Here is a 25,980-nt window from a genome sequence, read left to right as displayed (position 1 = left end):
CTACGAGCCGTCCCATGTGTTCCCACCCCGCCGCGCGCCGTGCCGCCTGGCTCTTCGCCGCTGCGCCGCTCACCCTGTCGGGGGCGGCCCCAGCCCAGACCGTCGGTGATTCCATCACCCTGGAGGAACTCGCCGTCACCGGCGAGGGCACGCCGCAGCGCCGAGCGGCGGCCGGGTCCGGTGCGACGGGCTTCGGGGTCTCCGGCCCGCCGGGTGCGGCCCCCCTCGCCATCGAGCGTCCGGCCGGGCAGGTCGTCACCGCGGTCGGGCGCGAGGGGACGATCGCCAACCGCCCCGCCACGTCCATCGGCACGGTGCTGCTCGACAGCCCCGGCGTGACCCTGCGCCAGGGCAATGGCGGGCGCGACGTGGTGATCTCGATCCGTGGCAACAACGCCCGCGCCACCGGCGTCACCCGCAACATGGTGGTGCTAGAGGACGGCTTCCCCGTCACCCAGCCCGACGGCGCCTCGCGCTTCGATCTGGTCGATCCCCGCGCCTATTCGCGCATCGACGTGTTCCGCGGGCCGCAATCGGCGCTGTTCGGCAATTTCGCCACCGGCGGTGCGCTCGCCTTCCGCACCCGCACCGGCCGCGAGATCAACGGCTACGAGGTCGGCATCGATGCCGGGAGCTTCGGCTACCTCAGCCACTACTACAGCGTCGGCGGCGTGAGCGGCCCGTTCGAGATCAGCCTCTTCGCCAGCGATGTGCGCGCCAACGGCTATCAGGACCATTCTTCCTACGACACCCAGACGATCAACCTGCTCGCGAGCTACACGCCGAGCCCCGACAACCGCTTCACCCTCAAGGTCATCAACAACGAGGTCACGGCCAACATCCCCGCCCGGGCCTCGCTCGACCAGTTCCGGATCAACCCGTACCAGCGCGGCTGCGACGCGGCGGCGACGGCAGCACCCGGCTGCACCACCTTCGGCCTCCTGGCGAACGGGGCCTTCGGCCCGCGGGTGCCGGTGACGGCGAGCGAGGGCGCGTTCCGCCGCAACGACCGGCGCACCATCGTCGCCGGGCGCTGGGAGCACGACATCGACGCGCAGACGGCGTGGCGGGTGCAGGTCGGCTTCGACGAGCGCAACTACAACCAGCCGTTCTACACGACCTCGGGACGCGGCAGCCTGCCGTCATACTTCGTGCAGACCGACCTGACCCGCCGCGGCGAGCTGTTCGGCCTGCCGGCCGTCGGCAGCGTGGCGCTCGCTTACAGCGCGGTCGACATCGCGGCCTCCGTCTACAACCGTGCGCCCTATGGCGGAGCCCGCCTCGGCGCCCTGATCGGGTTGCAGGAGGCGCTGCAATCGAACCTCGGCGGCCGGGCCCGGCTCGAACTCGAACTCGCACCGCAATGGACGGCGGTGGCCGGCATCGGCGCGGAGGAATCCAGCATCGTCGGGCGCAACCGCACCTTCGCGACGACGGCCGCCGACACGCTATCGACCCTGGCGCAGGCCGACCGCCGCTTCCTCAACGTCGCGCCGGAACTCGCCCTGGTCTACCGACCGGATCCGGATTGGGCCCTGCGCGGCCGGGTGGCCACCGGCTACGCGACGCCGTCCTTCTCGAGCATGTTCGTGAACGCCACCGGCCTGCCCGGCAACAACACCGACCTGAAGACGCAGGAGAATCTGGGCTTCGATCTTGGCACCGACTTCATGCCCTTCGAAGGGATGCGGCTCAGCCTCACCGGCTTCTACGAGTTTTTCCACAATGAGTTCGTCACGCAGTCGCCGGGGGCGGGCCTGCTGAACTACACCTTCAACGCGCCGGCCTCCGAGCATCGCGGCATCGAGGTCGGGGCCGATTGGACCTTCGCTCCGGGCTGGCGCGGGGTGCTGGCCTACACCTTCGACGATCAGGTCTACACCGATTACGTCGAGCAGCTCAGCGCCGCCGCGCTCACCGCCCGCTTCGACCGGACCGGCAATCGCATTCCCGGCGTGCCGGCGCATCAGCTTCTCGCACGGATCGGCTACGACGTGCCGGCCGGCGCCCTCGCCGGGCTCGGCGGCTTTGCCGAGGTGGTGGCACAGGACGGCTACTTCATCGACAACGCCAATTTCCTGAAGGTGCCGGGCTTCGCGATCCTGAACCTCAACATCCACTACGCAGCGCTGCTGCCGAACGGCTACGCCCGACGGATCGACCTGTACGGCGAGCTCCGCAACGTCTTCGACACGACCTATGTCAGTTCGGCCAACCCGCTGGCGAACACGCTCAACGCGGCGACCGGCGCCCAGAACGGCCGCGCCGCCCTCACCGGCACGACGGGCTCGATCTTCGCCGGGCCGCCGCGCACCTTCGTGGCGGGAATGAAGCTGTCGTTCTGAGGACGATCGTTTGCCCTGTGGCCTCGGCCGGCCCTCTCCGCGCATGGCGGAGAAGGCAGGCTCCGGCATCAAGCACGCTCGGCGGCGTCCTCGCCGCGGAGGAGACGAGCTTGCATCTCGGCGGCGCGGCGGGCCGATCGGGCGTGTCTCGGTGAGACGGCTTTCGACGGCGTCATCCCGCGCTTGACCGACAGGAGATCCGGATCGCCCCAGCGTTCCAGCAAGGCCTGGAAACCCGCGTGACGGGCGGGGTCGAAGGGAATACGGCAGCCCAACGCGTCCTTGTAGGAATGTGGCGGGTGCATTCCGCCGCAGGGCACGAAGCCGTCGGGGATCGGCGTCGTCGCCGCATGGGTGCGTCCGGCTCGCAGCAATTCGGGCAGAACATGCGTGTGCGGCCCCTCAGGACTCGTCTCGCCGGGGCCGGGGATCGGCGCATAGACTTCGATCCGGCCGATCCGCGTGCAGAAGATCCGGTGCGGGTTCATCGCCACGAGGCGCGGGCCGACTGGGCTGCCGGGAGCGAAGACCGGCCGGCCGACGCCGGCCCGCAGGCAGGCGACGGCCTCGGGGTCGCTCGTGCGAACGCAGGCATCGACCGCCAGCAGCCCGAGTCCCAGATCGAACAGGATCGCCGCCCGTTCCTCCGCGCGCGCCGCCTCCCTGTCGGGGCCGAGTTCGGTGACGACGCTCCGCCCGCTCATGGCGCAGGCGGATTCGGGCAGGCACAACGCCACGGCATGGTTGTAGCCGTCGGAGAAGCCGGTCTCGTAGGCAAAGGGCCTGAGATCGGCGGCCGGCGTCAGGGCGATGGCGCCGCGGGCGGTGGCGAGACCCATCCGCGCGTCGGGGAGCGGACACACCGACTCGCCGGCATCGCGCATGAACTCGGCGATGGCACCAAAGCTGCCGAGGCTCCAGGCGACATCAGCGTCGGCCAGGGCGCCGCGCAGCAGCGCTTCGACGTCAGCGGCCTCTGCCCATGGTGTCAGGGGCGCAGCCGGAAGACCGGACTCCATCGTGTGTGGTTCGATCGGGTGGATCCGGGATCACTCCCACTCGATCGTGCCGGGTGGCTTCGAGGTGATGTCGTAGGTCACCCGGTTGATGCCCTTCACCTCGTTGATGATCCGCGTGGCGACGCGGCCGAGGAAGGCCATGTCGAAGGGGTAGAAGTCGGCGGTCATGCCATCGACCGAAGTCACGGCGCGTAGCGCGCAGACGTGGTCGTAGGTACGCCCGTCGCCCATCACGCCCACCGTCTTCACCGGCAGGATCACCGCGAAGGCCTGCCAGATGGTGTCGTAGAGACCGGCCTGCCGGATCTCGTCGAGATAGATCGCGTCGGCCTTACGCAGGGCTTCCAGCTTCTCGCGCGTAATCATCCCCGGGCAGCGAATGGCGAGGCCCGGTCCGGGGAAGGGGTGGCGGCCGACGAAGCTCTCGGGCAGGCCGAGTTCCTTGCCCAGCAGGCGCACCTCGTCCTTGAACAGCTCCCGCAGGGGCTCCACCAGCTTCATGTTCATCCGCTCGGGCAGGCCGCCGACATTGTGGTGGCTCTTGATCGTCACGGAGGGACCGCCGGAGAAGGACACGCTCTCGATCACGTCCGGATAGAGCGTGCCTTGGGCGAGGAACGCGGCGCCGCCGATCTTGCCGGCCTCGGCCTCGAACACGTCGATGAACAGGCGGCCGATCGTCTTGCGCTTCACCTCGGGGTCATCGACGCCCTCGAGCGCGCCGATGAACAGATCCTGCGCCTGAACGTGGACGAGGGGGATGTTGTAGTGGTCGCGGAACAGGCGGACGACCTCGTCGCCTTCGCCGAGACGCATCAAGCCGTGATCGACGAAGACGCAGGTGAGCTGATCGCCGATCGCCTCGTGGATCAGCACGGCCGCGACCGAGGAATCGACGCCGCCGGAGAGGCCGCAGATCACCTTTTCCTTGCCGACCTGCTCGCGGATCTTGGCGATCGCCTCCTCGCGGTAGGTGCCCATGGTCCAGTCGCCGGAGCAGCCGGCGATGTCACGCACGAAGTTGCGGATCAGCAGCGCGCCGTGGGGCGTGTGATGCACCTCCGGATGGAACTGGACGGCGTAGTAATGGCGACCTTCGTCCGCCACCGCGGCGAAGGGCGCGTTGCGCGACATCGCGATGGTGGCAAAGCCCTCCGGCAGCTTCGTCACCCGGTCGCCGTGGCTCATCCAGACCGGGTACTTCTCGCCCGCGTGCCACACGCCCCGGAACAGCGGCGAGTCCGACACGATCTCGACCTCGGCACGGCCGAATTCGGCGTGGTGGCCGCCCTCGACCTCACCGCCGAGCTGGGCCGCCATGGTCTGCTGGCCGTAGCAGATGCCGAAGACCGGCACGCCGGATTCGAAAATCTTCTGCGGCGCGCGCGGCGACAAGTCCGTCGTGACCGATTCCGGGCCGCCGGAGAGGATCACCCCCTTGGGCCGGTGCGCATCGAAGGCGGCCTCGGCCTTCGTGAACGGCACGATCTCGCAATAGACACCCTCCTCGCGGACGCGGCGGGCGATGAGCTGCGTCACCTGGGAGCCGAAATCGACGATCAGGATCTTGTCGTGGTGGGAGGTGTCGATGGTCATGCTGCCTCGGGCCTTCTGCGATACCGGTTAGACGAGGCTTTGGGGCGGCGCAACGCGCGCGGAGTTCGGAGACATCGGCAGCAGTCCTCAGGTCGCTGCCGTTAATCTCACGTTCACGCTTTCGGGGCGACACGGCACGCCCCTCGAAACGGACAGGAGCCATCCGACCATGAGAGCAGCCCTCTTCGGAATCGCCGTCACGATCGCAGGTTTCGGCGCCGCCGCGCCGGCCCAGGCCCTCCCCCTTTCCGGCGCCGCTCCGCTGACGGACGGACTTTTCCAGCAGGCGCAGTACAGCCGGCGCGTCGTCCGCGGTCCGCGCTGCAAGACCGTCGTCACCAAGCGTCGTGGCCGGTTCGGCCGCGTGGTCATCACGCGCGAGCGCCGCTGCTTCTGATCACGGCGCCTCACTCAGAGCGACGAGCGGCCCCCGGAAACGGGGGCCGTTTTTGTTCGGCGTGCTCGCTATCGCGCGGAGCCGATCTTCGGGCGCCGTCCGCACCGGAAGGGAAGCCGCGGTCCCGAGCTTTTAGCCCGCTAGCGGCGGTGGAGCAGGGCTTTGCCTCGATAAACCGCGGTCCCGTCAGCCGTGTCGCCGAGCTTCATCCGTGAAGGGGCGGTGGCTGACCGCTTCGGCTGCGATACCGATCACGGCGCCGGCCATGACATCGGCGGGAAAATGCGCGCCGCGGACGACCTGTGTGGTCGCGATGGCGGCAGCGGCGCAGTAGGCCGGGGCCGCGAAGCCGGGATAGGCACGCGCTACCGATCGAGCCACGGCAACGCTCAGGGCTGCGTGCCCCGAGGGGAAGGACTGCCAGGGGCCATCGCCGGTCCCAGGCCGACCGCGCGAATAGAGCCCCTCGTCCATGAACACGTTGGGACGGGTGCGGTGGACCGTCCGCTTGATCGTCGTCTTCACGAGGCTCGCCACAATGCCCGCCGCGAGCATGTTCTGTCCCGCACGCGCGAGACGGCGGTCGCGGGCGACCATGCCAAGGGCAAGAGCCGTGGCCGATAGAGCGAAAAGAGCCTGCCAGCTGCCGATTTCGCTGGCCGATCCCATTGCTTGCACAGCCGGATGATCCTTCGCCCGCGCGAGCGAGACCCCGGATGCGACGTCGGCCACCTCAATGCCTGCGGCCACTCGCGTGGCTCGGGCGTGGATCGAACGTCTCGGTGTCTTCGCAAGCATGGCCCTAAACGCCCAGGACCGACAATCGTTCGCGGCACCGGACGCGTCCGCGAGCGGGCATCCGAAGCGCTGACCGGTGTCCGTGCGGAAGCGGTCACCGCCCGTCGCTACGACTTCAGCAGACCGTGGCCGCGCATCCAGGCCATGAACAGGGCGGGCCATGCCGCGGCGGGACTGCCCGGCACGCCGAGTCCGAAGCCGTGGCCGCCGCGCTCGAACAGGTGCATCTCGGCGGGCACCTTCGCCGCCCGCAGGGCGGCATACATCAGGAGCGGATGGTCGGTCACCGCGATGCGGTCGTCGGAGGCCTGGACCATGAAGACCGGCGGCGTGCGCTCGTTGACCTGAACCTCCACCGAGTAGGCCCGCCGCCGCGCATCGGGCGGGTCGTCGCCGACGAGCACCCGACGGCTCGACATGGTCCGGTCGAACGGCGCGCGCATGGTGACGATCGGGTAGATCAACCCGGCGAAGGAGGGGCGGGCGCTGAGGCCGTCCGCCTCGTCGGTGTCGTCGTAGAGATCCTGCTCGGCATCGGTCGCGGTCACGCCCATCAGGTGGCCGCCCGCGGAGAAGCCGAGCACGCCGATCCGGTCGGGGTCGAGGCCGTACTCCTCCGCCCGCCAGCGCACGAGGCGCATGGCCCGCTGCGCGTCCTGGCGCGGTGCGTCGGGGCCGTCGCGCCATTCCTCGCTCGGAAGCCGGTAGACCAGCACGAAGGCGGTGATGCCGGCGCGCGCCAACCATTGCCCGACCGGCAGACCCTCGTTGCCGATGTCGATGCGCAGATAGCCGCCGCCCGCCGCGATCAGGATGCCGGCACCGTTCGGGCGCTGGGGGCGGATCACGAGAAGGCAGGGTCGCACCACGCCGGTGATGACGCCGGTCAAGGTCTCGTCGAACCGATATTCCGAGCGGAACGGCCCGCCGCCGCCCGGAGGCAGGTCCGGCCATAGATCGATGATTTCGAGGTCGGAGCCGGGCGCGGATTTCGGCAGCGGCTGGACGACGTCGCCGGTCTGCGGACGCACCGGAAGACGCACGGCCGGGGGGACATCCGCCCCCTGCGCCCGCGCCTCGGCTCCGGTCAGCACCGCAGCCGTCCCCGCGAGCAGGGCTCGCCGGTGCAACGTCATGGTCTCGGCCTCGCCGTCATCGAAACTCCCGCCGCGACAATGCGCGGGAATCCCGTCCGTGGCGGCTGCCCCGGCCTATCCCCCGCGCGGTTCCGGGGACAACGGGATCAGCGCTCAACCGATCCGGCCCCGGATCAGCTTTTACGTGTCATTGTCGCGACATAGAAACCGTCGGTACCTGTGAGCGCCGGGCTCATCTGGATGCCGCGGGCCGTCTTGCGGACCCGCTCGTCGAGACCGGGAACGGAGGTGAGATCGGTCGCCACCGGCCGGATCGCCCGGCTGCGCTGGAGCAATCCGTCCACGGCGGCGTCGTTCTCCTCGGGCAGGAGCGAGCAGGTGACGTAGACGACGGTTCCACCGGGGCGCAGCAGACGGGCCGCCCGGTCGAGCACCTCGGCCTGCTCGGCGATCCGGCCGGCGAGGCTGCCCGGCCGCAGGCGCCACTTGGCGTCCGGGTTGCGGCGCCACGTGCCGGTGCCGGTGCAGGGGGCATCGACCAGAACCCGATCGACCGTGCCGTCGAGAGGCGCCAGCACGTCGGAGCGCGCCTTGCCGGTCCGCGGCGTGCGCACCTCGACCTGCGCTCCCGAGCGGCGCAGGCGCTCGTGGATCGGGGCGAGACGGCGCGGGTCGGCATCGGTGGCGATGATGTGAGCGGCGTTGCCGGTGATCGCGGCGAGCGCCAGCGACTTGCCGCCCCCGCCCGCGCAGAGATCGACGACGGTCTCGCCCGGCTTTGCCCCGGCGAGCAGGCTCGCGATCTGCGAACCCTCGTCCTGGATCTCGAATCCGCCTTCCAGGAAGAGCGGATCGACATGGAGCGCCGGGCCGCGCCCGTCCTCGCCGAGCGGAATGCGCAGGCCCAGCGCCGAGAGTGGCGTCATCTCGGGCGAGAGGTCGGCCAATGCCGCGAAGGCCTCTTCGCGGCTCTGCTTCAGGGTGTTGGCGCGGATGTCGAGCGGTGCCCGGCGGCCGAGCGCCCGCAGTTCGGGCAGCAGTGCATCGCCGAGCAGCGCGGTCAGCGAGGGCAGCACGAAGGCCGGCGCATCGCCGGCGACTTCGGGGGGCGCGTCGGCGAGGCTTCCCTCCGTCAGCCGCTTGCGCTCGTCCTCGGTCAGGGGAGGGGGGGCGAAGCGCGCCCCGTCGAACAGCGAGGCGATGCTGGTCTCGGCGAGGCCGCGCTGGAGGCGCAGCATGCCGATCACGATGGCCCGACCGTTCTCCGCGCCCATGACCCAGGCGGCAGAGGCCCGGCGCCGCAACCCGTCATAGACGAGGCTCGCGATCGCCGCCCGGTCGCCCGAACCGGCGAAGCGGTGAGCAAGCCCCCAATCCTTGAGGGCGTCGGCGGCCGGGCGGCGGCGCTCGGCGATGTCGTCGAGGATCTCGATGGCGGCGGAGAGGCGGGCGGAGGGGGTCAGGATCGGCTCCGGAAACGTTTCGTTAAACTTGCCGTGGTGCGGCCACGCTTGGACCCGCAGCCCGACACGATAAGGCCGAGCTTCCGGCACTTTGGACGTTCAGAACGGCACGATGGCCCTGTCCGTCAAGGACAAGTGAGGAAAGGACCCTTGTAATGCCGTCCGTGAACCTGAGTTTGAAGCCTCTGATGTGCGCGGGCCTGCTCGCGCTCACGCTTGCCGCCTGCTCCACCGCGCCGGCTGCGCCCAGCCTCGACCCGGTGCCGCCGCCCGCCCGCCGGCCCGACGCCAAGACGCAGCTCGAATACGGCAACCCGCCCCCGCCGCCGCCCGGCCGCTACTGACGAACGGCGCGGGCGGGGCGGATCAGGCCGCCTCGCGGGTGCGCCGGTGCTCGTAGGCCTTGAGATGCGTCAGCACCCGGGCGAGCACCGGCGTCTCCACGCCCTTGGACTGCCCGCGCGCGATCAGGTCGCCGATGATGTGGTCGGCCTCGATGCGGGCGCCGCCCTCGATGTCACGCAGCATCGAGGCGGTCATCGCCGAACCTTCCGCCGTCAGCATCTTGCGGGCGCCGGCGAAGACCTTCTCGCGGGCGGCGTTTCCGTTGGCGGCAGCCACCGCCTGGCACTCGTCGTGCAGCGCTTCGATGAAGGCCCGGCCGCCGGGCGCCGCGACGATGTCGCCGAGCGCCGAGCGCATGAGGGTCGTCGATCCCGCGAGCGTCGCGAGGAAGACCCACTTCTCCCACATCTCCAGCAGGATCTTGTCGCTGGCCCGCGGCTGGAACCGCACGCCCTCCATCTGCGCCTCGATGCGTCCGATCCGCTCGGAGCGCGACCCGTCGCGTTCGCCGTAGGTGAGGGTGTGCAGATCGGTCATCTGCCGGATCTCGCCGTCACCCGTTAGCGTCGCGACGATGGCGCAGCTTCCCCCCAGCACCCGGTCGGCGCCGAACGCCTGATCGAGCACGTCGAGGTGACGTAAGCCGTTGAGAATCGGCAGCACCGCCGTGTCGGCTCCGATGGCCGGGCCTACGTCCGCGACCACCGAGTCTAGGTCGTAGGCCTTGGCCGAGAGGAGGACGAGGTCGAACGGCCCGGCCCCGGCGAGCGCGTCCGCCGTCACGGTCTTCGGCGCGTCGATCCGGATGTCGCCAACCGGGCTGCGGACCGAGAGGCCCCGCGCCGCCAGCTTTTCTGCGCGCGCCGGGCGCACCAGAAACGTCACGTCCCGCCCGGCTTCCACGAGCCGCGCCCCGAAATAGCCGCCCGTCGCGCCAGCTCCGACCACGAGAATCCGCATCGTCCTCCCTTTCCTGCTGATTCCTCACATAGGCCGAAGCGGCGCCGCCCGCACCCCGCCGGAGGTGGGATGCGAGGGCGATTTTCGAGACGGCGGCGTGCCGCGCGCCACGATGGAATCGTAACGTTCCGGCCGCTAAGCTTGAATCCACCAGACGGCCCCTGCATTCCGCACCGGCGATTGCTGGCTTCCGCGGATTTCACCCATGCGCACCCTTCCGACCCTCGCCGTTCTGGTGGCCGGACTACTTCCCGCCCTCGTCGCACAGCCCGTTTCGGCCGCGGAACGTCAGCCTTTCGAAGTTGTGAAGGGGTGGGAAGTCGAGCGGACGGTCGGCGATACCAGTGCCAATCCTTGCATCATGACCCATGCCTACGAGGACAAGGACGACAACAACGCTGCCAATGCGGTCGTCTTCGCTCTCCGGGGCTCCTCGGCCGCGCTTGTGCTGGTCTATCAGGGATGGGACTTCGACAAGGAGGAGTCGGTCAAGGTGCCGCTTTTCCTCGACAAGAAGCCGATCAAGGTGAAGACGACCTGGATCGGCGACGGGAAGACCCTGCGCACCCAGCTGCCCGATAGCGTCGTTCCCGATCTGCTCGCGGCCAAGACCGTGATCCTGCGCTTCGAGGACAGCGACGCGGATTTCCGGATCCCGGATTTCGCGGCGGGCTACGAGTCCCTGCGGCGCTGCGATGCCACGCCGGCCAAGTCCGCCGCGGTTGCCGCCCCGGCTGCCCCCGCCGAACCGCCTGCGCCGTCGCAGCAGCGAATTGCGGCCTACGTGATCGGGCTGTCGGTGCAGCGCGTGCTGAAGGACTGTGACGTCTCCACCACCGGCAAGCAGCGCGCCGGCGTGGAAGCCAGGATGGCCGCGCTCCAGCCGGAGATGGCACCGATCGAAGCGCAGGTGCGCAGCGAATTGAAGCGCAACGGCGAGTCCTGCCCGGCGGCTGACAGGCAGGCGGACTTCCAGGAGATCCTGCGGAAGTTCGTCGAGCTGAGCCCCGAAGACTTGGTCGCCGCCCTGGAGAAGCAGCCTGCTCCGGAAAAGAGCCCGAACGCCCCCGCCGATCCGAAGCTGTGAGGCCCTGCGACCGCGAATACGGTGCGGGGCTTAGAATGAGGGAGGGCCGAACCGGCTTCTCGGGAGAGGCTCTTCTTCGCTCCTACCCATAAAACGCTGTGAGGGACGCCCGCTTCGAGGCTGGTTGTGCCGACGGGCTGCGGCTAGGCTTACCCGGCCGGCTGGCCATCCTGCATTCCGCGGGCGGCGAGGGCCGGCCGTCCCCGCGGAGATGTCGCGTGCGCCTCTCACCCGTCACGGCAGCGATGCTGGCGACGCTCCTCGGCGGCCCGCTTGCCGCGGCGGACCGTGCGCCGGTCGAGACCGTGCGCGGCTGGACGGTGGAGCGCCGTGGCGGCGAAACCAACTCGCCCAGCTGCCGGACGACCCACACCGAGACGAGTGCGCAGGGCGAACTCACCGGCCTCGTGATCGTCTCGATCGATCAGGGCGGGCTCACGCTCGCGGTCGCCGACCGGAACTGGGACTTCGCGGCGGGCGAGAGGTTCAGCGTGCCGCTTCTGCTCGACGGGAAGCCGGCCGGCGCGACGCTGATCTGGACCGGCGATGGCCAGATCCTGCGCACGGCGCTTCCGGAGACGATCGTGCCGGCCCTGCTGGAAGCGCGGGCACTGTCCCTGCGCTTCGCGGATGGCGACAGGGCGCTTATGGCTCCCGATCTCGCCGCCGCTCTCGCCGTTCTGCGACGCTGCGCGACCGTCGCTTCGAATCGGCCGACGGTCGCGGCCGAACCGCCGCTGCCGCCTCGCGCACGGATGGCCACCTATACGGTGGGCCTCGCCCTGCAGGGGGTGCTGCGGACCTGCGACGTGACGGCGACCGATGCGCAACGCTCCGCCGTCGATACGAAGATGGCGGCACTCCAGCCCGAAATGGCGCCCTACGAGACGGCGATGCGGGCGCAGGTCACGAAGTCCCGCGGCTTCACCTGCCCCACCGCCGACAAGGATGCGGAGTTTCAGGAGGCGCTGCGCCGGTTCATTACTTTAAGTCCGGACGAGTTCGCGACGGTGATCGACCAGCAAGCGGAAGCTCCCCCGGCCACGTCGGCCGTCAAACCGTAGCGTATTGTCGAAGCGATTTCGCGCGGCTCAAACCACGCCATCGAGCGTGTAGATCCGATTATGAGAAGCTTTTCTTGCACCGGCCGAAGTCGCCGCTCGAATTTCGGAGCGCCGGCAGACCATCGCGGCCGATGCATTCTTCCCAAAAATTTCTCTCCGCAGCCACCCCGAGGCCCGCGGAGACTTTTTACGGCCGAGCTTGATCTAAATTAAACCGTCAAACACTGGATTGCCCTACGCTTGTCTTCTTGCGGAGACTGACCATGCGGCGCATCCATTCTGCGTATCCGGCGGCAGCACAGGATCGCGCGGTCGCAGCCACGCTTTGCGTTCTGGTTTTCTTGGAATGTCTGACCCTGATCGCGAGCGTGATCTGGCTATGAGTGTCTCTCACAAAACGCCCGATGCGACGCCGTGCCCGGAACGGGGACGATCGGTGATTGGGCGTCTCTTGAGGCACTCTGAGTCCGGCGCCGCGAGATTCACCAACGGAATCTCGCGGCCCCGTCGTCAGGCGCGGCTCGGATAATTCGGGCTCTCGCGGGTGATCGTCACGTCGTGGACGTGGCTCTCGCGCAAGCCCGCATTGGTGATGCGCACGAACTGCGCCCGCTCCTGGAACTCCGGCACCGTCGGGGCGCCGACATAGCCCATCGCAGCCCGCAGGCCGCCGGCGAGCTGGTGCAGCACCGCCGCGACCGGGCCCTTGTAGGGCACCTGCCCCTCAATGCCCTCCGGCACGAGCTTGTGGGTGTCGTTGACCTCGGCCTGGAAGTAGCGGTCGGCCGAGCCGCGCGCCATCGCGCCGACCGAGCCCATGCCGCGGTAGCTCTTGTAGGAGCGGCCCTGGTAGAGGAACACCTCACCCGGCGCCTCGTCGGTGCCCGCCAGCAGCGAGCCCAGCATCGCCACCGAGGCACCCGCCGCGATCGCCTTGGCGAGGTCGCCCGAGAACTTGATGCCGCCGTCGGCGATCACCGGCACGTCGGCGCCATGCGCCGCCTCGACCGCCTCCATCAGCGCCGTGAGCTGCGGCACGCCGACACCGGCGACGATGCGGGTGGTGCAGATCGAGCCCGGTCCGATACCAACCTTGATCGCGTCGGCGCCCGCATCGATCAGGGCGCGAGCGCCCTCGGCGGTGGCGACGTTGCCGGCGATGATCTGCACGGCGTTGGAGAGCTGCTTCACCCGCGCCACGCTGTCGAGCACCTTGCGGGAATGGCCGTGGGCGGTATCGACTACGACCACGTCGCAGCCCGCATCGATCAGGCGCTCGGCCCGCTCGAAGCCGGCATCGCCCGTGGTGGTCGCCGCCGCGACCCGCAGCCGGCCTTGCTCATCCTTGACGGCGTTGGGGTAGGTGACCTGCTTCTCGATGTCCTTGACGGTGATGAGGCCGATGCAGCGGTAGTGGTCATCGACCACGAGCAGCTTCTCGATGCGGAATTGGTGCAGCAGGCGCTTGGCCTCGTCCTGCGTCACGCCCTCCCGCACGGTGATGAGCCGGTCGCGGGTCATCAGTTCGGCCACGGGCTGGCCGGCATTGGTCGCGAAGCGCACGTCGCGGTTCGTGAGGATGCCGACGAGCTTGCCGCGCGAGCCGTTGGGGCCGCGCTCGACCACCGGGATGCCGGAGATCCGGTTCTTCTTCATCACCTCGAACGCGTCGGCGAGCGTCTCGTCGGGGTGGATGGTGATCGGGTTGAGCACCATGCCCGACTCGTACTTCTTGACGAGGCGGACCTGCTCGGCCTGCTCGGCCGGCTCGAGGTTGCGGTGGATCACGCCGAGGCCGCCGTTCTGGGCCATGGCGATGGCCATGGGCGCCTCGGTGACGGTGTCCATCGCCGAGGCGATGATCGGCATGTTCAGCCGGATCGTGCGGGTGAGGCGGCTGGCGATGTCGACCTCGCCCGGCATGACCGAAGAGGCGGCGGGGCGCAGCAACACGTCGTCGAAGGTCAGGCCCTCGATGATCGAGTCAGCGCTGATACGAGCCATGGAAACCAACTCCGAGAGACGAGTGTTGCGCCGGGCCGGAAGGGTCCGGCCAGCGGGATCGGGTTGGCAGGGGCCAGTATCATGGGCGCCCGGCGCACGCAAAGCCGGCGCGTCCTTAGGCGGTGCATGGCTGACCGGCAATCCGCAACGCCCGGCAAATCTCGTCGCGGACGGCAAGACACCGTTAACCCTTACGTTCCACCATCCGGGCTGGCCGTCCGCGTCTCTTCGCGGGACCGGCCGGCTGGAGACGAGCCCCTCGCCATGATGTCGCGCGCCGAACGCAGCCCCCTCGCGGATTGGTGGTGGACGGTCGATCGCGGCCTGCTTGCGGGCCTCGGCTGCCTGATGGTGGCCGGCCTCGTCTTCCTGATGGGCGGCGGCCCGCCGGTGGCCGAGCGCATCGGCCTGCCGACCTTCTACTTCCTCAACCGGCAGGCGATGTATCTCGCCCCCACCATCCTGCTCATCATCGCCGTGTCGTTCCTGTCGGTTCGCCACATCCGGCGCTTCGCCCTGGTGACGTGGCTGCTCGGCGTGGTGCTGTGCGTCGCGGCCGGCAAGTTCGGCCCCGAGATCAAGGGCGCGCATCGCTGGATCCAGTTCGGCTCCTTCGGCCTCCAGCCCTCCGAATTCGTGAAGCCCGCCTTCGTGGTCGTCACCGCCTGGGCCTTCTCGGAGGGCGCCAACCGCCGCGACATGCCCGGCGTCATCTTCGCGTTCCTGCTGCTGCCGATGACCATCGTGCCGCTGATCCTTCAACCCGATTTCGGCCAGACCATGCTGATCACGATGGTGTGGTGCACGCTGTTCTTCGTCGCCGGGCTGCACTGGTTCTGGGTGGCGGGCCTCGGCTTTGCCGGCATGATCGGCGTGTTCACCGCCTACACCTTCCTCCATCACGTCCGCGAACGCATCAACCGCTTCATGGACCCGGAATCCGGCGACAGCTTCCAGGAGGTCTGGTCGCGCGAATCGTTCAATTCCGGCGGCTGGTTCGGCACAGGCCCCGGCGAGGGCGTGGCCAAGCGCCACCTGCCCGACGCGCATACCGACTTCATCTTCTCGGTGACCGGCGAGGAATTCGGCGTGCTGGTCTGCCTCGGCCTCGTCGCACTGTTCGCCTACATCGTCATCCGTGGGCTGAAGCTCGCGCGCCGCACCGACGACACCTTCACGAGGCTCGCCATCACCGGTCTGACCACGCTCTTCGGCCTCCAGGCCTGCATCAACATGGCGGTGAACACGCAGCTCATGCCGGCCAAGGGCATGACCCTGCCGTTCGTGTCCTACGGCGGCTCCTCGCTGATCTCGCTGGCGCTCGGCATGGGCTTCCTCGTGGCGCTCACCCGCAAGCGCCCCCGCACCACAGCGGTCAACCAACGTCCGCCCGGCACCATGCCGTCGGCCGTTCCGGGACTGATGCAGTGACCGTCTTCACGCCGCTCGTCCTCGTTTGTGCCGGTGGAACCGGTGGACACCTGTTCCCGGCCCAGAGCCTCGCCTACGCCCTGAAGGATCGTGGGATTCGCGTCGCACTCGCCACCGATGCCCGCGTCGATTCGATCGCGGGCGATTTCCCGGCGGAAGAGATCGTCACCATCGCCTCGGCCACGCCCTCGGGCCGCTCGGTGCTGCGCCGGGCCGGCGCCGTGGTCACGCTCGGCCGGGGCTTCGGTCAGGCGGCCCGCGCCGTGCGGCGGCTCAATCCGGCGGCGGTCGTCGGTTTCGGCGGCTATCCGACCGTGCCGCCGATGCTGGCGGCGCAGTTGCTGCGGGTGCCGACCATCCTGCACGAGCAGAACGCGGTGATGGGCCGGGCCAACGGTTTCCTCGCCAAGGGCGCGCGGGTCATCGCCACCGGTTTCAAGGAGGTGCGCGGCGTCCCCGAGAAGGCGACCGCGCGCCGCGTCCATACCGGCAACCCGATCCGACCGGCGGTGCTGGCCGTCGCCGAGACGCCCTATCCGGGTCTCGATGAAGGCTCTCCCCTGCGCCTCCTCGTGTTCGGCGGCAGCCAGGGCGCCCGCGTGATGAGCGAGGTCGTCCCGGCGGCAATCGAAAAATTACCGCAGGACCTTCGCGCCCGGCTCCACCTCGTGCAGCAGGCCCGGCCCGAGGATCTGACCGCAACGCAGAACCGCTACCTCGCCATGGGGCTCGGCGGCATCGAGGCGGCGCCGTTCTTCAAGGATCTGCCCGGCCGCATGGCCGCCGCCCATCTCGTGGTGGCCCGCTCCGGCGCCTCGACGGTCTCCGAACTCGCCGCCATCGGCCGGCCCGCCATCCTCGTGCCGCTGCCCGGCGCGCTGGATCAGGATCAGGCGGCCAATGCCGCGACGCTGGCCCAGATCGGCGCCGCGCTCTCGATTCCGCAGACCGCCTTCACCCCCGACAGACTCGCCGCCGAGTTGGTGGACCTCTTCGAGGCGCCGCGGAAATTGACCCAGGCCGCCGCTGCGGCCAAAACCGCCCGCATCCTCGACGCGGCCGACCGCCTCGCCGCGCTCGTCGCCGAGACGGCCGCGGCCGCAACTTGAAATCTGCGGCCAGCCCAAGAGGCTTGCCGCGTCCGGCGGACGACCGCCGCCCCGCAGTCGCGGGGGCGGACGACGACGATTCAGGATCGTCGAAGTCCGGAAGCGAGACGGCCGAGGCTCGCCGGAGCCGCGGACTCAAAAGGTTTTCGACATGAAGCTGCCCGAAAAGCTCGGCCCCATCCACTTCATCGGCATCGGCGGCATCGGCATGTCCGGCATCGCCGAGGTCATGGCCAATCTCGGCTATACGGTGCAGGGCTCGGATGCGAACGACAACGCCAACGTCCGGCGCCTCTCCGAGAACGGCATCCGCACCTTCGTCGGCCACCGGGCCGAGAACGTCGAGAACGCGGCCCTCGTCGTGGTCTCCACCGCGATCCGCCGCGACAATCCGGAGCTGATCGAGGCCCGCGAGCGCCGCCTGCCGGTGGTGCGCCGCGCCGAGATGCTGGCCGAGCTGATGCGCTTCAAGTCCTGCGTCGCGGTGGCCGGCACCCACGGCAAGACCACGACGACCTCGCTGGTCGCCACCCTGCTCGACGCCGGCAACCTCGACCCCACCGTCATCAACGGCGGCATCATCAACGCCTACGGCACCAATGCCCGCATGGGAGCCGGCGACTGGATGGTGGTGGAGGCCGACGAATCCGACGGCACCTTCCTCAAGCTGCCGGCCGATGTCGCCATCGTCACCAACATCGACCCCGAGCATCTTGATCATTTCGGCTCGTTCGAGGCGATCAAGGACGCGTTCCGGCGCTTCATCGACAACATCCCGTTCTACGGCTTTGCGGTGATGTGCATTGATCACCCGATCGTGCAGGATCTCGTCGGGCATATCGAGGACCGGCGCATCATCACCTACGGCGAGAACCCGCAGGCCGACGTGCGCCTCATCGACATCGACCTGAAGGGCGGCCAGAGCCGCTTCCGGGTCATGATCCGAGACCGCCGCCCCGGCTTCCGCATGGAGATCGAGGATCTCGTCCTGCCGATGCCCGGCCGTCACAACGCGCTCAACGCCACCGCGGCGCTGGCGGTGGCCCACGAACTCGGCGTGCCGGCGGACGCGATCCGCAAAGCGCTGGCCGGCTTCGGCGGTGTCAAGCGCCGCTTCACCCGCACGGGCGAGTGGAACGGCGCGACGATCTTCGACGATTACGGCCACCACCCGGTGGAGATCCAGGCGGTGCTGCGCGCGGCCCGCGCCTCGACCGACGGTCGGGTCATCGCCATCGTGCAGCCCCACCGCTACACCCGGCTTCAGTCGCTGTTCGAGGATTTCTGCACCTGCTTCAACGACGCCGACACGGTGATCGTCGCCCCCGTCTACGCGGCGGGCGAGGCACCGATCGAGGGCATCGACCGCGACTCGCTGATCGCCGGCCTGAAGGCCCGCGGCCACCGCGACGCCGTCGCCCTGGAGCGGCCGGAGGATCTGGCCCGGCTCGTGGCCAGCCGCGCCGGCGCCAACGACTACGTGGTGTGCCTCGGCGCCGGTACGATCACCCAGTGGGCCTATGCGCTGCCGGGCGAACTGGCGGCGTTGCAGGGGTGAGATGTGCGCTCCGCGGACGACGAGCGGAGGCAGTTTCGCAAACGGCTTCGGCATGACCAGACCGAGGCCGAGCGCCGTCTCTGGCTTCGTCTCCGCGACCGTCGTCTCGCCGGGTTCAAGTCCGTCCGGCAAGAGAGCATCGGCCGTTATGTGGCGGATTTCTGCTGCCGTGAGGCGAGGCTGATCGTCGAGTTGAACGGCAGCCAGCACGCGGACTGCGCCTATGACGCCGAGCGGGATGCGTGGCTGGTCGCGCGTGGCTACCGCGTCTTGCGCTTCTGGAATGCCGAGGTCATGACCAATACCCTTGGTGTGCTCGACACGATCCTCGCCGCACTTCCCCCATCTCCCCGCACGCGGGGAGAGGGTCGCGACGACCTCGTCGTCGGCGCGACGAGCCCGCAGGGCGATGGTGAGGGGGGCTTCTCAAGCGGAGCTGCCTCCTGATCCGCCCCCTCACCCTCGGCTGCCGCCTCGCTTCGGCGACGACGAGGTCGGCAAAGCCCTCTCCCCGCGTGCGGGGAGAGGGGGGAAACGGATATGACCGCGCACTCCCTTATCGACGACATTCGCGCCGCAGCGCCCGACCTCCGCGGCCGCATCCTCGAAAACCAGTCGCTCGCCGACCTCACGTGGTTCCGCGTCGGCGGGCCGGCGCAGGTGCTGTTCAGCCCGGCCGACGAGGAGGACCTGTCCGTGTTCCTCGCCGCCCTCGATCCATCGGTGCCGGTCACGGTGATCGGCCTCGGCTCGAACCTGATCGTGCGCGACGGCGGCATCCCCGGCGTGACGATCCGGCTCGGCGGCAAGGCCTTCGGCTCGGTCGAGATCGATGCGGAAAAAATCCGATCCGGCACCGCCGTGCCCGACATGCGGCTCGCCAAGGCGGCGGCGGAAGCCAGCCTCGATGGGCTCGCCTTCTTCCGCGGCATCCCCGGCTCCGTCGGCGGCGCGCTGCGCATGAACGCCGGGGCGCATGGCGGTGAGACCACCGACGTGCTGGTGGAGGTCCGCGGCATCGACCGGAAGGGCGAACTCCGCCGCTTCACCCATGCCGAGATGGGGTTCCGCTATCGCCATTCCTCGGCGCCCGACGACGTGATCTTCACGGGCGCGACCTTCCGCGGCCGCCCCGGCAACCGCGAAGAGATCGAGGCGGAGATGGAGCGGGTGACCGCGGCGCGCGAGGCCGCCCAGCCGATCCGCGAGCGCACCGGCGGCTCGACCTTCAAGAACCCGGCGGGCGGCAAGGCATGGCAGCTCATCGACGCCGCCGGCTGCCGCGGGCTGAGCCGCGGCGGGGCTCAGGTCTCGGAGATGCACTGCAACTTCCTGATCAACCGCGGCGGCGCCACCGCCACCGACATCGAGGGGCTCGGCGAGGAAGTGCGGCGCCGGGTGCGCGAGCATTCGGGCTTCGAACTGCACTGGGAGATCAAGCGGATCGGCGTCGAGGCGTCACCCGCCTGACGGATCGCCCGCGTCGAGACCGGAGGACGCATCGCCCATGGCTTCGACCGACCCCACGGCCCTGACCGAGCATCTCGGCAGGCTCGTCGACGACATCGCCGCCGCGGCCGATCGGGCCCGGACAGGCGGCGACATCCTGCGCCTGCGCGACCGGCTCAACCGTGAGTGGGACGGCGCGAAACCCGGTGCCCACCTTGCCCCGGAAACCTACGCGGCCCTGCGGCTTCGCTGCGAGGCCGCGCATACCCGCCTTACCGAACGCTTCGTCAGCCTCAGGGATTCCACCCCGCAGCCGGAGCCGCGCCTCCTCATCGATCCCGACGGCCCGACCGTCGCGACCTTTTTCGAGGCGGATACGCCGGCCGTGGATTGGGCGGCCGGGGCCGAGGCGGCGATCGGCGTGGCCGAAGCCCGCCTCGGGACGAGGCTACCCGAGACGCTCAAGGCGCTCTACCGGCGGCGGAACGGCGGGGCGACGGACTTCTTCCTCGCTACGGATACCCCCGACGCCCCCCTCGAATTCGAGGGCGACGCGGCGGTCCGCGAGGCCGACGAGGTCTGGCGGACGGTGCTGCCCGGCTTCGACCTGGCCGCCCTGGAGCGGCTGGAGAGCCTCGGCGCGGTCAGTGACGGCATCGACTTCGGCAGCGAGGACGAGTCCTGGCGCGCCGTGCTGCCGGAGATCGATCGCCTGATCGCGCTCAGCAATCACGGCTCCGACCTCTGGCTCTGCCTCGATTACGCGGACGCGGTCTTTGAACCGTCGGTGGTGCTGTTCGACGCGATCGCGCCGGATGGACCCGGCCGCATCACCTTCCGCCGCCCCGATTTCGCGCGCTTCTTCGACGGGCTGCGGCGGCACGGCATCACCGTCGAGGACGGCGTCGCCATGCGCGGCAGCCGGCTCCTCGGCGAGGAGGCCTGATTGTCTCGCCCAAACCATCGGGCGCCCATGGCGCCCAACCAGCCCTGAAAGGCTCGTATCCGATGTCCAAGCACGTCGCCGTCCTGATGGGCGGCTGGTCCTCCGAGCGAGAGATCTCGCTGCGCTCCGGCAACGCCTGCGCCGGGGCGCTGGAAGGGGAGGGGTATCGCGTCACCCGCGTCGATGTCGGGCCCGACATCGCCACGGTGCTGACCGACCTCAAGCCCGACGCGGCCCTCAACGCGCTCCACGGCCCGGCGGGCGAGGACGGCACGATCCAGGGCCTCCTGGAGATCCTGAAGATCCCCTACACCCATTCCGGCGTGCTGGCCTCGGCGCTCGCGATGCACAAGGAGCGTGCCAAAACGGTCATGAAAGCGGCCGGCGTGAGCGTGCCGGAGGGCCGGGTCGTTAACCGTCATGATGCGGCGAAGTCACACCCGTTAACCCCTCCCTATGTGGTGAAGCCGATCGCCGAGGGCTCCTCCATGGGGGTCATCATCGTGCGCGAGGAGCGCTCGCACCCGCCCCAGATCCTGGCCTCCGACGCGTGGGTCTACGGCGAGGAAGTCCTTGCAGAGACTTACGTTGCCGGCCGCGAGCTAACCTGCGCGGTGCTGGGCGACCGGGCGCTCGGAGTCACCGAGATCAAGCCCGTTTCGGGGGAGTGGTACGACTTCGACGCCAAGTACGCCGGGGGGGGGTCGATCCACGTCCTCCCCGCCGATCTTAAACTAAATATTTACCAGCGTGTCCAAGAGTTGGCGTTAACGGCGCATCAAGCACTGGGATGCCGTGGCGTCAGCCGTGCCGACCTTCGTTACGACGACACACCGGGTGGAACCGGTGCTCTCGTCGTCCTCGAGGTCAACACGCAGCCAGGGATGACCCAGACGAGCCTTGTGCCGGAGATCGCGGCCCACGCAGGCCAGAGTTTCGGTGAACTCGTCCGATGGATGGTGGAGGACGCTTCTCTCAACCGCTGAACGCAGCCGGTACCCCCGGCAGCGGCGGGATCCTCGCGGGCTTAAGGCTCCCGAAGATCCTCAGGCGGTTCTCGTCGGCGCGTCGGCTCCGGCCGGCGGTGCCGATCGAGGCACGCGTGCCGCGGCTCGCGGGCACGGCGCTGGTCGCCGGGCTTGCCGGCACCGTGGCGCTGACCGGCTTCGTCATGAGCGGGCGCTACGACAGCTTCGTCGCCGAGAACGGCCGGCCGCTCGACATCCTCGCCCGGATCGCCGGATTCGGCGTCGAGCGAGTGACCATCACCGGCCTGTCGCGGATGTACGAGCGCGAGGTACTGAGCACCGCCGGCATCGACTGGCGCTCCTCCGTGCCGTTCCTCGACGTCGATGGCGTGCGCGAACGCCTGCTCGCCGAGAAGCTGATCGCCAGCGCCTCCGTGCGTAAGCTCTACCCCAACGAAATCGTCATCAATCAGGTCGAGCGCGAGCCCGCCGCCCTGTGGCAGCAGAACGGCGAGATCCAGGTGATCGCCGCCGACGGCAAGGTGATCGATGACCTGCGCGACGAGCGCTACGTCAACCTGCCGCTCGTGGTCGGTTCGGGCGCTAACGAGCGCCTCAAGGAATATCTCGCGCTGATCGAGGCGGCGGGTCCGCTCGGATCGCGCATCCGCGCCGGCACCTATGTCTCCGGCCGGCGCTGGACGCTCAAGCTCGACGGCGTCGACATCCGCCTGCCCGAGGCCGACCCCGCCGAGGCGCTCGCCCGGCTGGTGCGGCTGGAGCGGGAGAGCAGGATTCTGGAGAAGGACATCATCGCGGTGGACCTGCGCATGGCCGATCGCGTCGTGGTGCGCCTGACCGAGGAGGCTGCGGCCGCCCGGGCCGAGAGCCGCAAGAAGCCGAAGAAGGGGACCGCGACATGAGCGCGTTCCGCCCCGCCGCACTCTCCTCCGTGTCCTGTCGCGTATCCGCCGAGTAGCGTCCGATGCAGACCCATCACGGCCTCACGCCGCGCCTGAAACCGCTCTCCGCCCGCCGGAGCGCGACCATGTCGGTGCTCGACATCGGCACCAGCAAGGTCGTTTGCCTCATCGCCGAGCTGCAGCCGGCCGAGGCGATGTCGACCCTGCGCGGGCGCACCCATCTCGCCCGCATCATCGGCATCGGCCACCAGCGCTCGCTCGGCCTCAAGGGCGGCGCCATCGTCGATCTGGAAGCCGCCGAGGGCGCGATCCGTCAGGCGGTCCACGCCGCCGAGCGGATGGCCAAGGCCGAGGTCCAGTCGGTCATCGTCAACATTTCCGGCGGGCGCATCGCCTCGCAGCATTTCGAGGCGCGGGTGAATGTCCGCTCCGGCACCGTCACCGGCTCCGACGTCGAGCGGGTTCTGGAGACCGCCAGCGCCCACGGCGTCAGCCCCGGCCGGGCCGTGCTGCACGCCCTGCCGACCGGCTACGCGCTGGACGGGCAGGGCGCGGTGATCGACCCGTCCGGCATGATCGGCAACGCGCTCGGCGTCGATCTCCACGTCGTCACAGCGGAAGCCGCTGCCGCGCGCAACCTGATGCTCGCGGTCGAGCACTGCCATCTCGGCGTCGATGCGGTGATCGCCACGCCCTACGCCGCCGGCCTCTCGGCACTGGTGGACGACGAGGCCGAACTCGGCTGCGCCGTGGTCGACATGGGCGGCGGCACCACCAGCGTCGGCGTCTTCATGGGCGGCCACCTCGTCCATTGCGACGCGGTCGCGGTCGGCGGCCATCACGTCACCATGGACATCGCCCGCGGGCTCTCAACGCGGGTCAACGTCGCCGAGCGGTTGAAGACCCTCTACGGCTCGGCCATCGCCACGGCCTCCGACGAGCGCGACATGATCGCCGTGCACGGCGTCGGCGAGGACGAGGGCGAGGCGCCCGGCCACGTGCCGCGCTCGCAGCTCGTGCGCATCGTCAAGCCGCGGGTCGAGGAGGTGCTCGAACTCGTGCGCGACCGCCTGCACAACGCGGGATTCGGCGCCCAGGCCGGCCGCCGGGTCGTGCTCACGGGCGGCGCCAGCCAGCTCGTCGGCCTGCCGGAGACGGCCCGCCGCATCCTTCAGGGACAGGTCCGGATCGGGCGCCCGCTCGGCATCCGCGGCCTGCCGGAAGCCGCCAAGGGGCCCGCCTTCTCGGCCTCGGTCGGCCTGCTGGTCTACCCGCAGGTGGCGCATGCGGAGCATTTCGAGCCGCGGGGGCAGGGCGCCTTCGCCGGCACGGGAACGGACGGCTACTTCTCGCGGGTCGGTCGCTGGATCCGGGAGAGTTTCTAGGGCGATGTCGCGCGAAACCGGTCCGGTTCGCGTGAAGACATCGTGTCGAGACAAGGACTTGGAGACGTCCCCGGCCTGACGGGGCAGGGAGCGGCTCCGAAAGAAACGACCCCGCGCCGCCGCGAGGCCAGCGCGGGACAAGCAAGACAGGGCAGGCGTCGCAAGGCGTCGTTCAGGCAATCAAAAGTCACGAAGGGCAAGACCACATGGCCATCTCTCTTCAGGCTCCGGACATCCGGGAACTCAAGCCCCGCATCACCGTGTTCGGCGTCGGCGGCGCGGGCGGCAACGCCGTCAACAACATGATCGAGTCGGGGCTGCTCGGCTGCGAGTTCGTCGTGGCGAACACCGACGCCCAGGCGCTCACCTCCTCGAAGGCCGAGCGGGTGATCCAGATGGGCATCGGCGTGACGCAAGGGCTCGGCGCCGGCTCGCACCCGGAAGTCGGCTCGGCGGCGGCCGAGGAGGTGATCGACGAGATCCGCGATCAGCTCTCGGGCGCACACATGGCCTTCATCACCGCCGGCATGGGCGGCGGCACCGGCACCGGTGCGGCTCCGGTCATCGCCCGCGCGGCGCGTGACATGGGCATCCTCACGGTCGGCGTCGTCACGAAGCCGTTCCAGTTCGAAGGCATGCGCCGGATGCGCACGGCCGAGGCCGGCATCCAGGAGCTTCAGGCGGCGGTCGATACCCTGATCGTCATCCCGAACCAGAACCTGTTCCGGGTCGCCAACGAGAAGACCACCTTCGCCGACGCCTTCGCGATGGCCGACCAGGTGCTCTACTCGGGTGTCGCCTGCATCACCGACCTCATGGTCAAGGAAGGCCTGATCAACCTCGACTTCGCCGACGTGCGCGCGATCATGCGCGGCATGGGCAAGGCGATGATGGGCACCGGCGAGGCCTCCGGCGAGAACCGCGCCAACCGCGCGGCGGAAGCCGCGATCGCCAACCCGCTCCTCGACGACGTGTCGATGAAGGGCGCGCGCGGCCTGCTGATCTCGATCACCGGCGGCTCCGACCTCACCCTCTACGAACTCGACGAAGCCGCCACCCGCATCCGCGAGGAGGTCGATTCGGACGCCAACATCATCCTCGGCGCCACCTTCGACGAGAGCCTCGACGGCATCATTCGCGTGTCGGTGGTGGCCACCGGCATCGAGCCGGCGCTGATCTCGGCCGATTCCCCGAACAACCCGGAGATCGCCCAGACCGAGCAGCGCATCGCCGAGGTCGCCGAGCGTCTGCGCTCCGAGGCCCGCGCCCGCGCTTCCGCCGCGCTGAGCCCGGCCTCGACGCACCAGCCGGCGCAGCAGGTCGCGCATCAGACGGCGTACCGCCCCGGCCCCGAGCCGCTGCTCGCCCCGAACGCGGGCCCGCGGCCCATGCTGTCGGAGCCGGTGGCGCCGGAGCCGATGCGCGCCGAGCCCGCCCCGGCGATGCACCACCACGATGTGGTGCTGACCCAGGCGCCGGCCCGCGCCGCCGTCCCGGCCTACGAGCCGCCTGCCCCCGCCCAGGCGCCGGAGCCCGCCCAGGCCGCGAACGGCCCCTACGTGCCGCCGCGTCCGCAGCTCGCCCGCCCGCCGCGCATGCCGCAAATCTCGGACCTGCCGCCCCACACCCAGGCGCAGATCCTCAAGAGCCGCGGCGAGGAGACCCAGCCGGAGCCGAGCCAGGATTCCAAGCGCATGACACTGCTGCGCCGGCTCGCGACCGTCGGCTTCGGCGGTCGCCGCGAGGAAGCCGAGGCCGCCCCGGTCCCTGCGCCCCGCGCCGCCGCGCCGGCTCCGGTCGCCGCGCCCCGCGTCGAGCCGGCCCTGCGGGCGCCCGCGCCCCAGGCCCCGCAGTACCGCCCCGCTCAGGGCAATCTGGACGCGCAGGGCCGTGCTCTGCCGCCGCGGATGATGGAAGACGACCAGCTCGAAATCCCGGCCTTCCTTCGCCGCCAAGCGAACTGAACCGAGAACTGAAACACGGATCGCCTGTGGATCGATGGGGGCAACTCGGCCTCCATCGACCCTCACTGGGGT

Annotated in this window: 22 protein-coding genes; 15 read left to right on the top strand and 7 right to left on the bottom strand. The window is 69.7% G+C overall.

Going from position 1 to position 25,980, the window contains the following annotated elements:
* The first annotated feature begins 14 nt into the window (after positions 1-14).
* Complete coding sequence (locus J2W78_RS14350; RefSeq protein WP_253371520.1) at positions 15-2,345, top strand: TonB-dependent receptor family protein; 2,331 nt, start codon at positions 15-17, stop codon at positions 2,343-2,345.
* Between the two features lie 68 nt (positions 2,346-2,413).
* On the opposite strand, the gene J2W78_RS14345 is transcribed toward J2W78_RS14350, so the two are convergent.
* Entirely contained in the window at positions 2,414-3,364 is a 951-nt protein-coding gene (locus J2W78_RS14345; protein ID WP_437178543.1) for a DUF6925 family protein, read from the bottom strand.
* Between the two features lie 30 nt (positions 3,365-3,394).
* Positions 3,395-4,960: a glutamine-hydrolyzing GMP synthase gene (guaA, locus tag J2W78_RS14340; protein ID WP_253371519.1), complete on the bottom strand. Its 1,566-nt coding sequence runs from the start codon at positions 4,958-4,960 to the stop codon at positions 3,395-3,397.
* A gap of 169 nt (positions 4,961-5,129) precedes the next feature.
* On the opposite strand from guaA, the gene J2W78_RS14335 reads away from it, so the two are divergent.
* The gene (locus J2W78_RS14335; RefSeq protein WP_056195039.1) at positions 5,130-5,357 is read left to right on the top strand and encodes a hypothetical protein; all 228 of its coding nucleotides are present in this window, start codon (positions 5,130-5,132) and stop codon (positions 5,355-5,357) included.
* Positions 5,358-5,543: 186 nt separating this feature from the next.
* Here the strand turns inward: J2W78_RS14335 and J2W78_RS14330 are convergent, their stop codons facing one another.
* The 3 genes from J2W78_RS14330 to J2W78_RS14320 all read right to left on the bottom strand — a co-directional run bounded on the left by J2W78_RS14330 (position 5,544) and on the right by J2W78_RS14320 (position 8,775).
* Positions 5,544-6,155 carry a phosphatase PAP2 family protein gene (locus J2W78_RS14330; protein WP_301288586.1) on the bottom strand — a complete coding sequence of 204 codons (612 nt, stop codon included), beginning with the start codon at positions 6,153-6,155 and terminating at the stop codon, positions 5,544-5,546.
* A 107-nt stretch (positions 6,156-6,262) separates the two neighbouring features.
* Positions 6,263-7,291, bottom strand: coding sequence for an alpha/beta hydrolase (locus tag J2W78_RS14325; RefSeq protein WP_253371515.1), 1,029 nt, complete (start codon positions 7,289-7,291; stop codon positions 6,263-6,265).
* A gap of 134 nt (positions 7,292-7,425) precedes the next feature.
* Positions 7,426-8,775 carry an RsmB/NOP family class I SAM-dependent RNA methyltransferase gene (locus J2W78_RS14320; protein WP_253374041.1) on the bottom strand — a complete coding sequence of 450 codons (1,350 nt, stop codon included), beginning with the start codon at positions 8,773-8,775 and terminating at the stop codon, positions 7,426-7,428.
* A 95-nt stretch (positions 8,776-8,870) separates the two neighbouring features.
* Between J2W78_RS14320 and J2W78_RS14315 the strand changes: the two genes are divergently transcribed.
* Positions 8,871-9,059, top strand: a complete 189-nt coding sequence (locus J2W78_RS14315) for a hypothetical protein (protein ID WP_253371513.1) — start codon at positions 8,871-8,873, stop codon at positions 9,057-9,059.
* 22 nt (positions 9,060-9,081) lie between these two features.
* Here the strand turns inward: J2W78_RS14315 and panE are convergent, their stop codons facing one another.
* Positions 9,082-10,020 (bottom strand): 2-dehydropantoate 2-reductase, encoded by a 939-nt coding sequence (gene panE, locus J2W78_RS14310; protein WP_253371511.1) that lies wholly within the window; start codon positions 10,018-10,020, stop codon positions 9,082-9,084.
* Between the two features lie 205 nt (positions 10,021-10,225).
* Between panE and J2W78_RS14305 the strand changes: the two genes are divergently transcribed.
* Together J2W78_RS14305 and J2W78_RS14300 are read left to right on the top strand one after the other, a co-directional pair.
* Positions 10,226-11,107, top strand: coding sequence for a hypothetical protein (locus J2W78_RS14305; RefSeq protein WP_253371509.1), 882 nt, complete (start codon positions 10,226-10,228; stop codon positions 11,105-11,107).
* 218 nt (positions 11,108-11,325) lie between these two features.
* A complete protein-coding gene (locus J2W78_RS14300; protein WP_253371507.1) occupies positions 11,326-12,171 on the top strand; it encodes a hypothetical protein in 846 nt (281 codons plus the stop codon).
* Between the two features lie 510 nt (positions 12,172-12,681).
* Here the strand turns inward: J2W78_RS14300 and guaB are convergent.
* A complete protein-coding gene (guaB, locus tag J2W78_RS14295; protein WP_253371505.1) occupies positions 12,682-14,175 on the bottom strand; it encodes an IMP dehydrogenase in 1,494 nt (497 codons plus the stop codon).
* A gap of 264 nt (positions 14,176-14,439) precedes the next feature.
* Between guaB and J2W78_RS14290 the strand changes: the two genes are divergently transcribed.
* The 10 genes from J2W78_RS14290 (at position 14,440) to ftsZ (ending at position 25,908) form a co-directional block, all read left to right on the top strand.
* A complete protein-coding gene (locus J2W78_RS14290; protein WP_253371503.1) occupies positions 14,440-15,606 on the top strand; it encodes an FtsW/RodA/SpoVE family cell cycle protein in 1,167 nt (388 codons plus the stop codon).
* On the top strand, positions 15,603-16,715 hold the full coding sequence (gene murG / locus J2W78_RS14285) for an undecaprenyldiphospho-muramoylpentapeptide beta-N-acetylglucosaminyltransferase (protein WP_253371501.1): 1,113 nt from the start codon (positions 15,603-15,605) through the stop codon (positions 16,713-16,715). The genes J2W78_RS14290 and murG overlap by 4 nt, the downstream gene beginning before the upstream one ends.
* 151 nt (positions 16,716-16,866) lie before the next feature.
* Positions 16,867-18,273, top strand: a complete 1,407-nt coding sequence (gene murC, locus J2W78_RS14280) for a UDP-N-acetylmuramate--L-alanine ligase (RefSeq protein ID WP_253371498.1) — start codon at positions 16,867-16,869, stop codon at positions 18,271-18,273.
* 3 nt (positions 18,274-18,276) lie between these two features.
* Positions 18,277-18,720: an endonuclease domain-containing protein gene (locus J2W78_RS14275; RefSeq protein WP_253371497.1), complete on the top strand. Its 444-nt coding sequence runs from the start codon at positions 18,277-18,279 to the stop codon at positions 18,718-18,720.
* Between the two features lie 93 nt (positions 18,721-18,813).
* A complete protein-coding gene (gene murB, locus J2W78_RS14270) occupies positions 18,814-19,743 on the top strand; it encodes a UDP-N-acetylmuramate dehydrogenase (RefSeq protein WP_253371481.1) in 930 nt (309 codons plus the stop codon).
* Between the two features lie 37 nt (positions 19,744-19,780).
* Positions 19,781-20,668 carry an SMI1/KNR4 family protein gene (locus tag J2W78_RS14265; protein WP_253371479.1) on the top strand — a complete coding sequence of 296 codons (888 nt, stop codon included), beginning with the start codon at positions 19,781-19,783 and terminating at the stop codon, positions 20,666-20,668.
* Positions 20,669-20,730: 62 nt separating this feature from the next.
* On the top strand, positions 20,731-21,654 hold the full coding sequence (locus J2W78_RS14260) for a D-alanine--D-alanine ligase (RefSeq protein WP_253371477.1): 924 nt from the start codon (positions 20,731-20,733) through the stop codon (positions 21,652-21,654).
* Positions 21,621-22,559: a cell division protein FtsQ/DivIB gene (locus J2W78_RS14255; protein WP_253371475.1), complete on the top strand. Its 939-nt coding sequence runs from the start codon at positions 21,621-21,623 to the stop codon at positions 22,557-22,559. Before J2W78_RS14260 ends, J2W78_RS14255 begins: the two co-directional genes overlap by 34 nt.
* A 62-nt stretch (positions 22,560-22,621) precedes the next feature.
* The gene (gene ftsA, locus J2W78_RS14250; protein WP_253371473.1) at positions 22,622-23,944 is read left to right on the top strand and encodes a cell division protein FtsA; all 1,323 of its coding nucleotides are present in this window, start codon (positions 22,622-22,624) and stop codon (positions 23,942-23,944) included.
* Positions 23,945-24,150: 206 nt separating this feature from the next.
* Complete coding sequence (gene ftsZ, locus J2W78_RS14245) at positions 24,151-25,908, top strand: cell division protein FtsZ (RefSeq protein WP_253371471.1); 1,758 nt, start codon at positions 24,151-24,153, stop codon at positions 25,906-25,908.
* Positions 25,909-25,980: the final 72 nt, after the last annotated feature.

This window comes from Methylorubrum extorquens, from assembly GCF_024169925.1.
GTDB classification, from domain to species: domain Bacteria; phylum Pseudomonadota; class Alphaproteobacteria; order Rhizobiales; family Beijerinckiaceae; genus Methylobacterium; species Methylobacterium extorquens_A.
Note: the sequence above shows the minus strand (reverse complement) of the source record. Positions and strands in the feature narration are given on the sequence as shown.

Coding starts and splice junctions, on each gene's coding strand:
- J2W78_RS14350 (WP_253371520.1), top strand. CDS start 15: ATGTGTTCCCACCCCGCCGCGCGCCGTGCCGCCTGGCTCTTCGCCGCT.
- J2W78_RS14345 (WP_437178543.1), bottom strand. CDS start 3,364: ATGGAGTCCGGTCTTCCGGCTGCGCCCCTGACACCATGGGCAGAGGCC.
- guaA (WP_253371519.1), bottom strand. CDS start 4,960: ATGACCATCGACACCTCCCACCACGACAAGATCCTGATCGTCGATTTC.
- J2W78_RS14335 (WP_056195039.1), top strand. CDS start 5,130: ATGAGAGCAGCCCTCTTCGGAATCGCCGTCACGATCGCAGGTTTCGGC.
- J2W78_RS14330 (WP_301288586.1), bottom strand. CDS start 6,155: ATGCTTGCGAAGACACCGAGACGTTCGATCCACGCCCGAGCCACGCGA.
- J2W78_RS14325 (WP_253371515.1), bottom strand. CDS start 7,291: ATGACGTTGCACCGGCGAGCCCTGCTCGCGGGGACGGCTGCGGTGCTG.
- J2W78_RS14315 (WP_253371513.1), top strand. CDS start 8,871: ATGCCGTCCGTGAACCTGAGTTTGAAGCCTCTGATGTGCGCGGGCCTG.
- panE (WP_253371511.1), bottom strand. CDS start 10,020: ATGCGGATTCTCGTGGTCGGAGCTGGCGCGACGGGCGGCTATTTCGGG.
- J2W78_RS14305 (WP_253371509.1), top strand. CDS start 10,226: ATGCGCACCCTTCCGACCCTCGCCGTTCTGGTGGCCGGACTACTTCCC.
- guaB (WP_253371505.1), bottom strand. CDS start 14,175: ATGGCTCGTATCAGCGCTGACTCGATCATCGAGGGCCTGACCTTCGAC.
- J2W78_RS14290 (WP_253371503.1), top strand. CDS start 14,440: ATGATGTCGCGCGCCGAACGCAGCCCCCTCGCGGATTGGTGGTGGACG.
- murC (WP_253371498.1), top strand. CDS start 16,867: ATGAAGCTGCCCGAAAAGCTCGGCCCCATCCACTTCATCGGCATCGGC.
- murB (WP_253371481.1), top strand. CDS start 18,814: ATGACCGCGCACTCCCTTATCGACGACATTCGCGCCGCAGCGCCCGAC.
- J2W78_RS14265 (WP_253371479.1), top strand. CDS start 19,781: ATGGCTTCGACCGACCCCACGGCCCTGACCGAGCATCTCGGCAGGCTC.
- J2W78_RS14260 (WP_253371477.1), top strand. CDS start 20,731: ATGTCCAAGCACGTCGCCGTCCTGATGGGCGGCTGGTCCTCCGAGCGA.
- J2W78_RS14255 (WP_253371475.1), top strand. CDS start 21,621: ATGGATGGTGGAGGACGCTTCTCTCAACCGCTGAACGCAGCCGGTACC.
- ftsA (WP_253371473.1), top strand. CDS start 22,622: ATGCAGACCCATCACGGCCTCACGCCGCGCCTGAAACCGCTCTCCGCC.
- ftsZ (WP_253371471.1), top strand. CDS start 24,151: ATGGCCATCTCTCTTCAGGCTCCGGACATCCGGGAACTCAAGCCCCGC.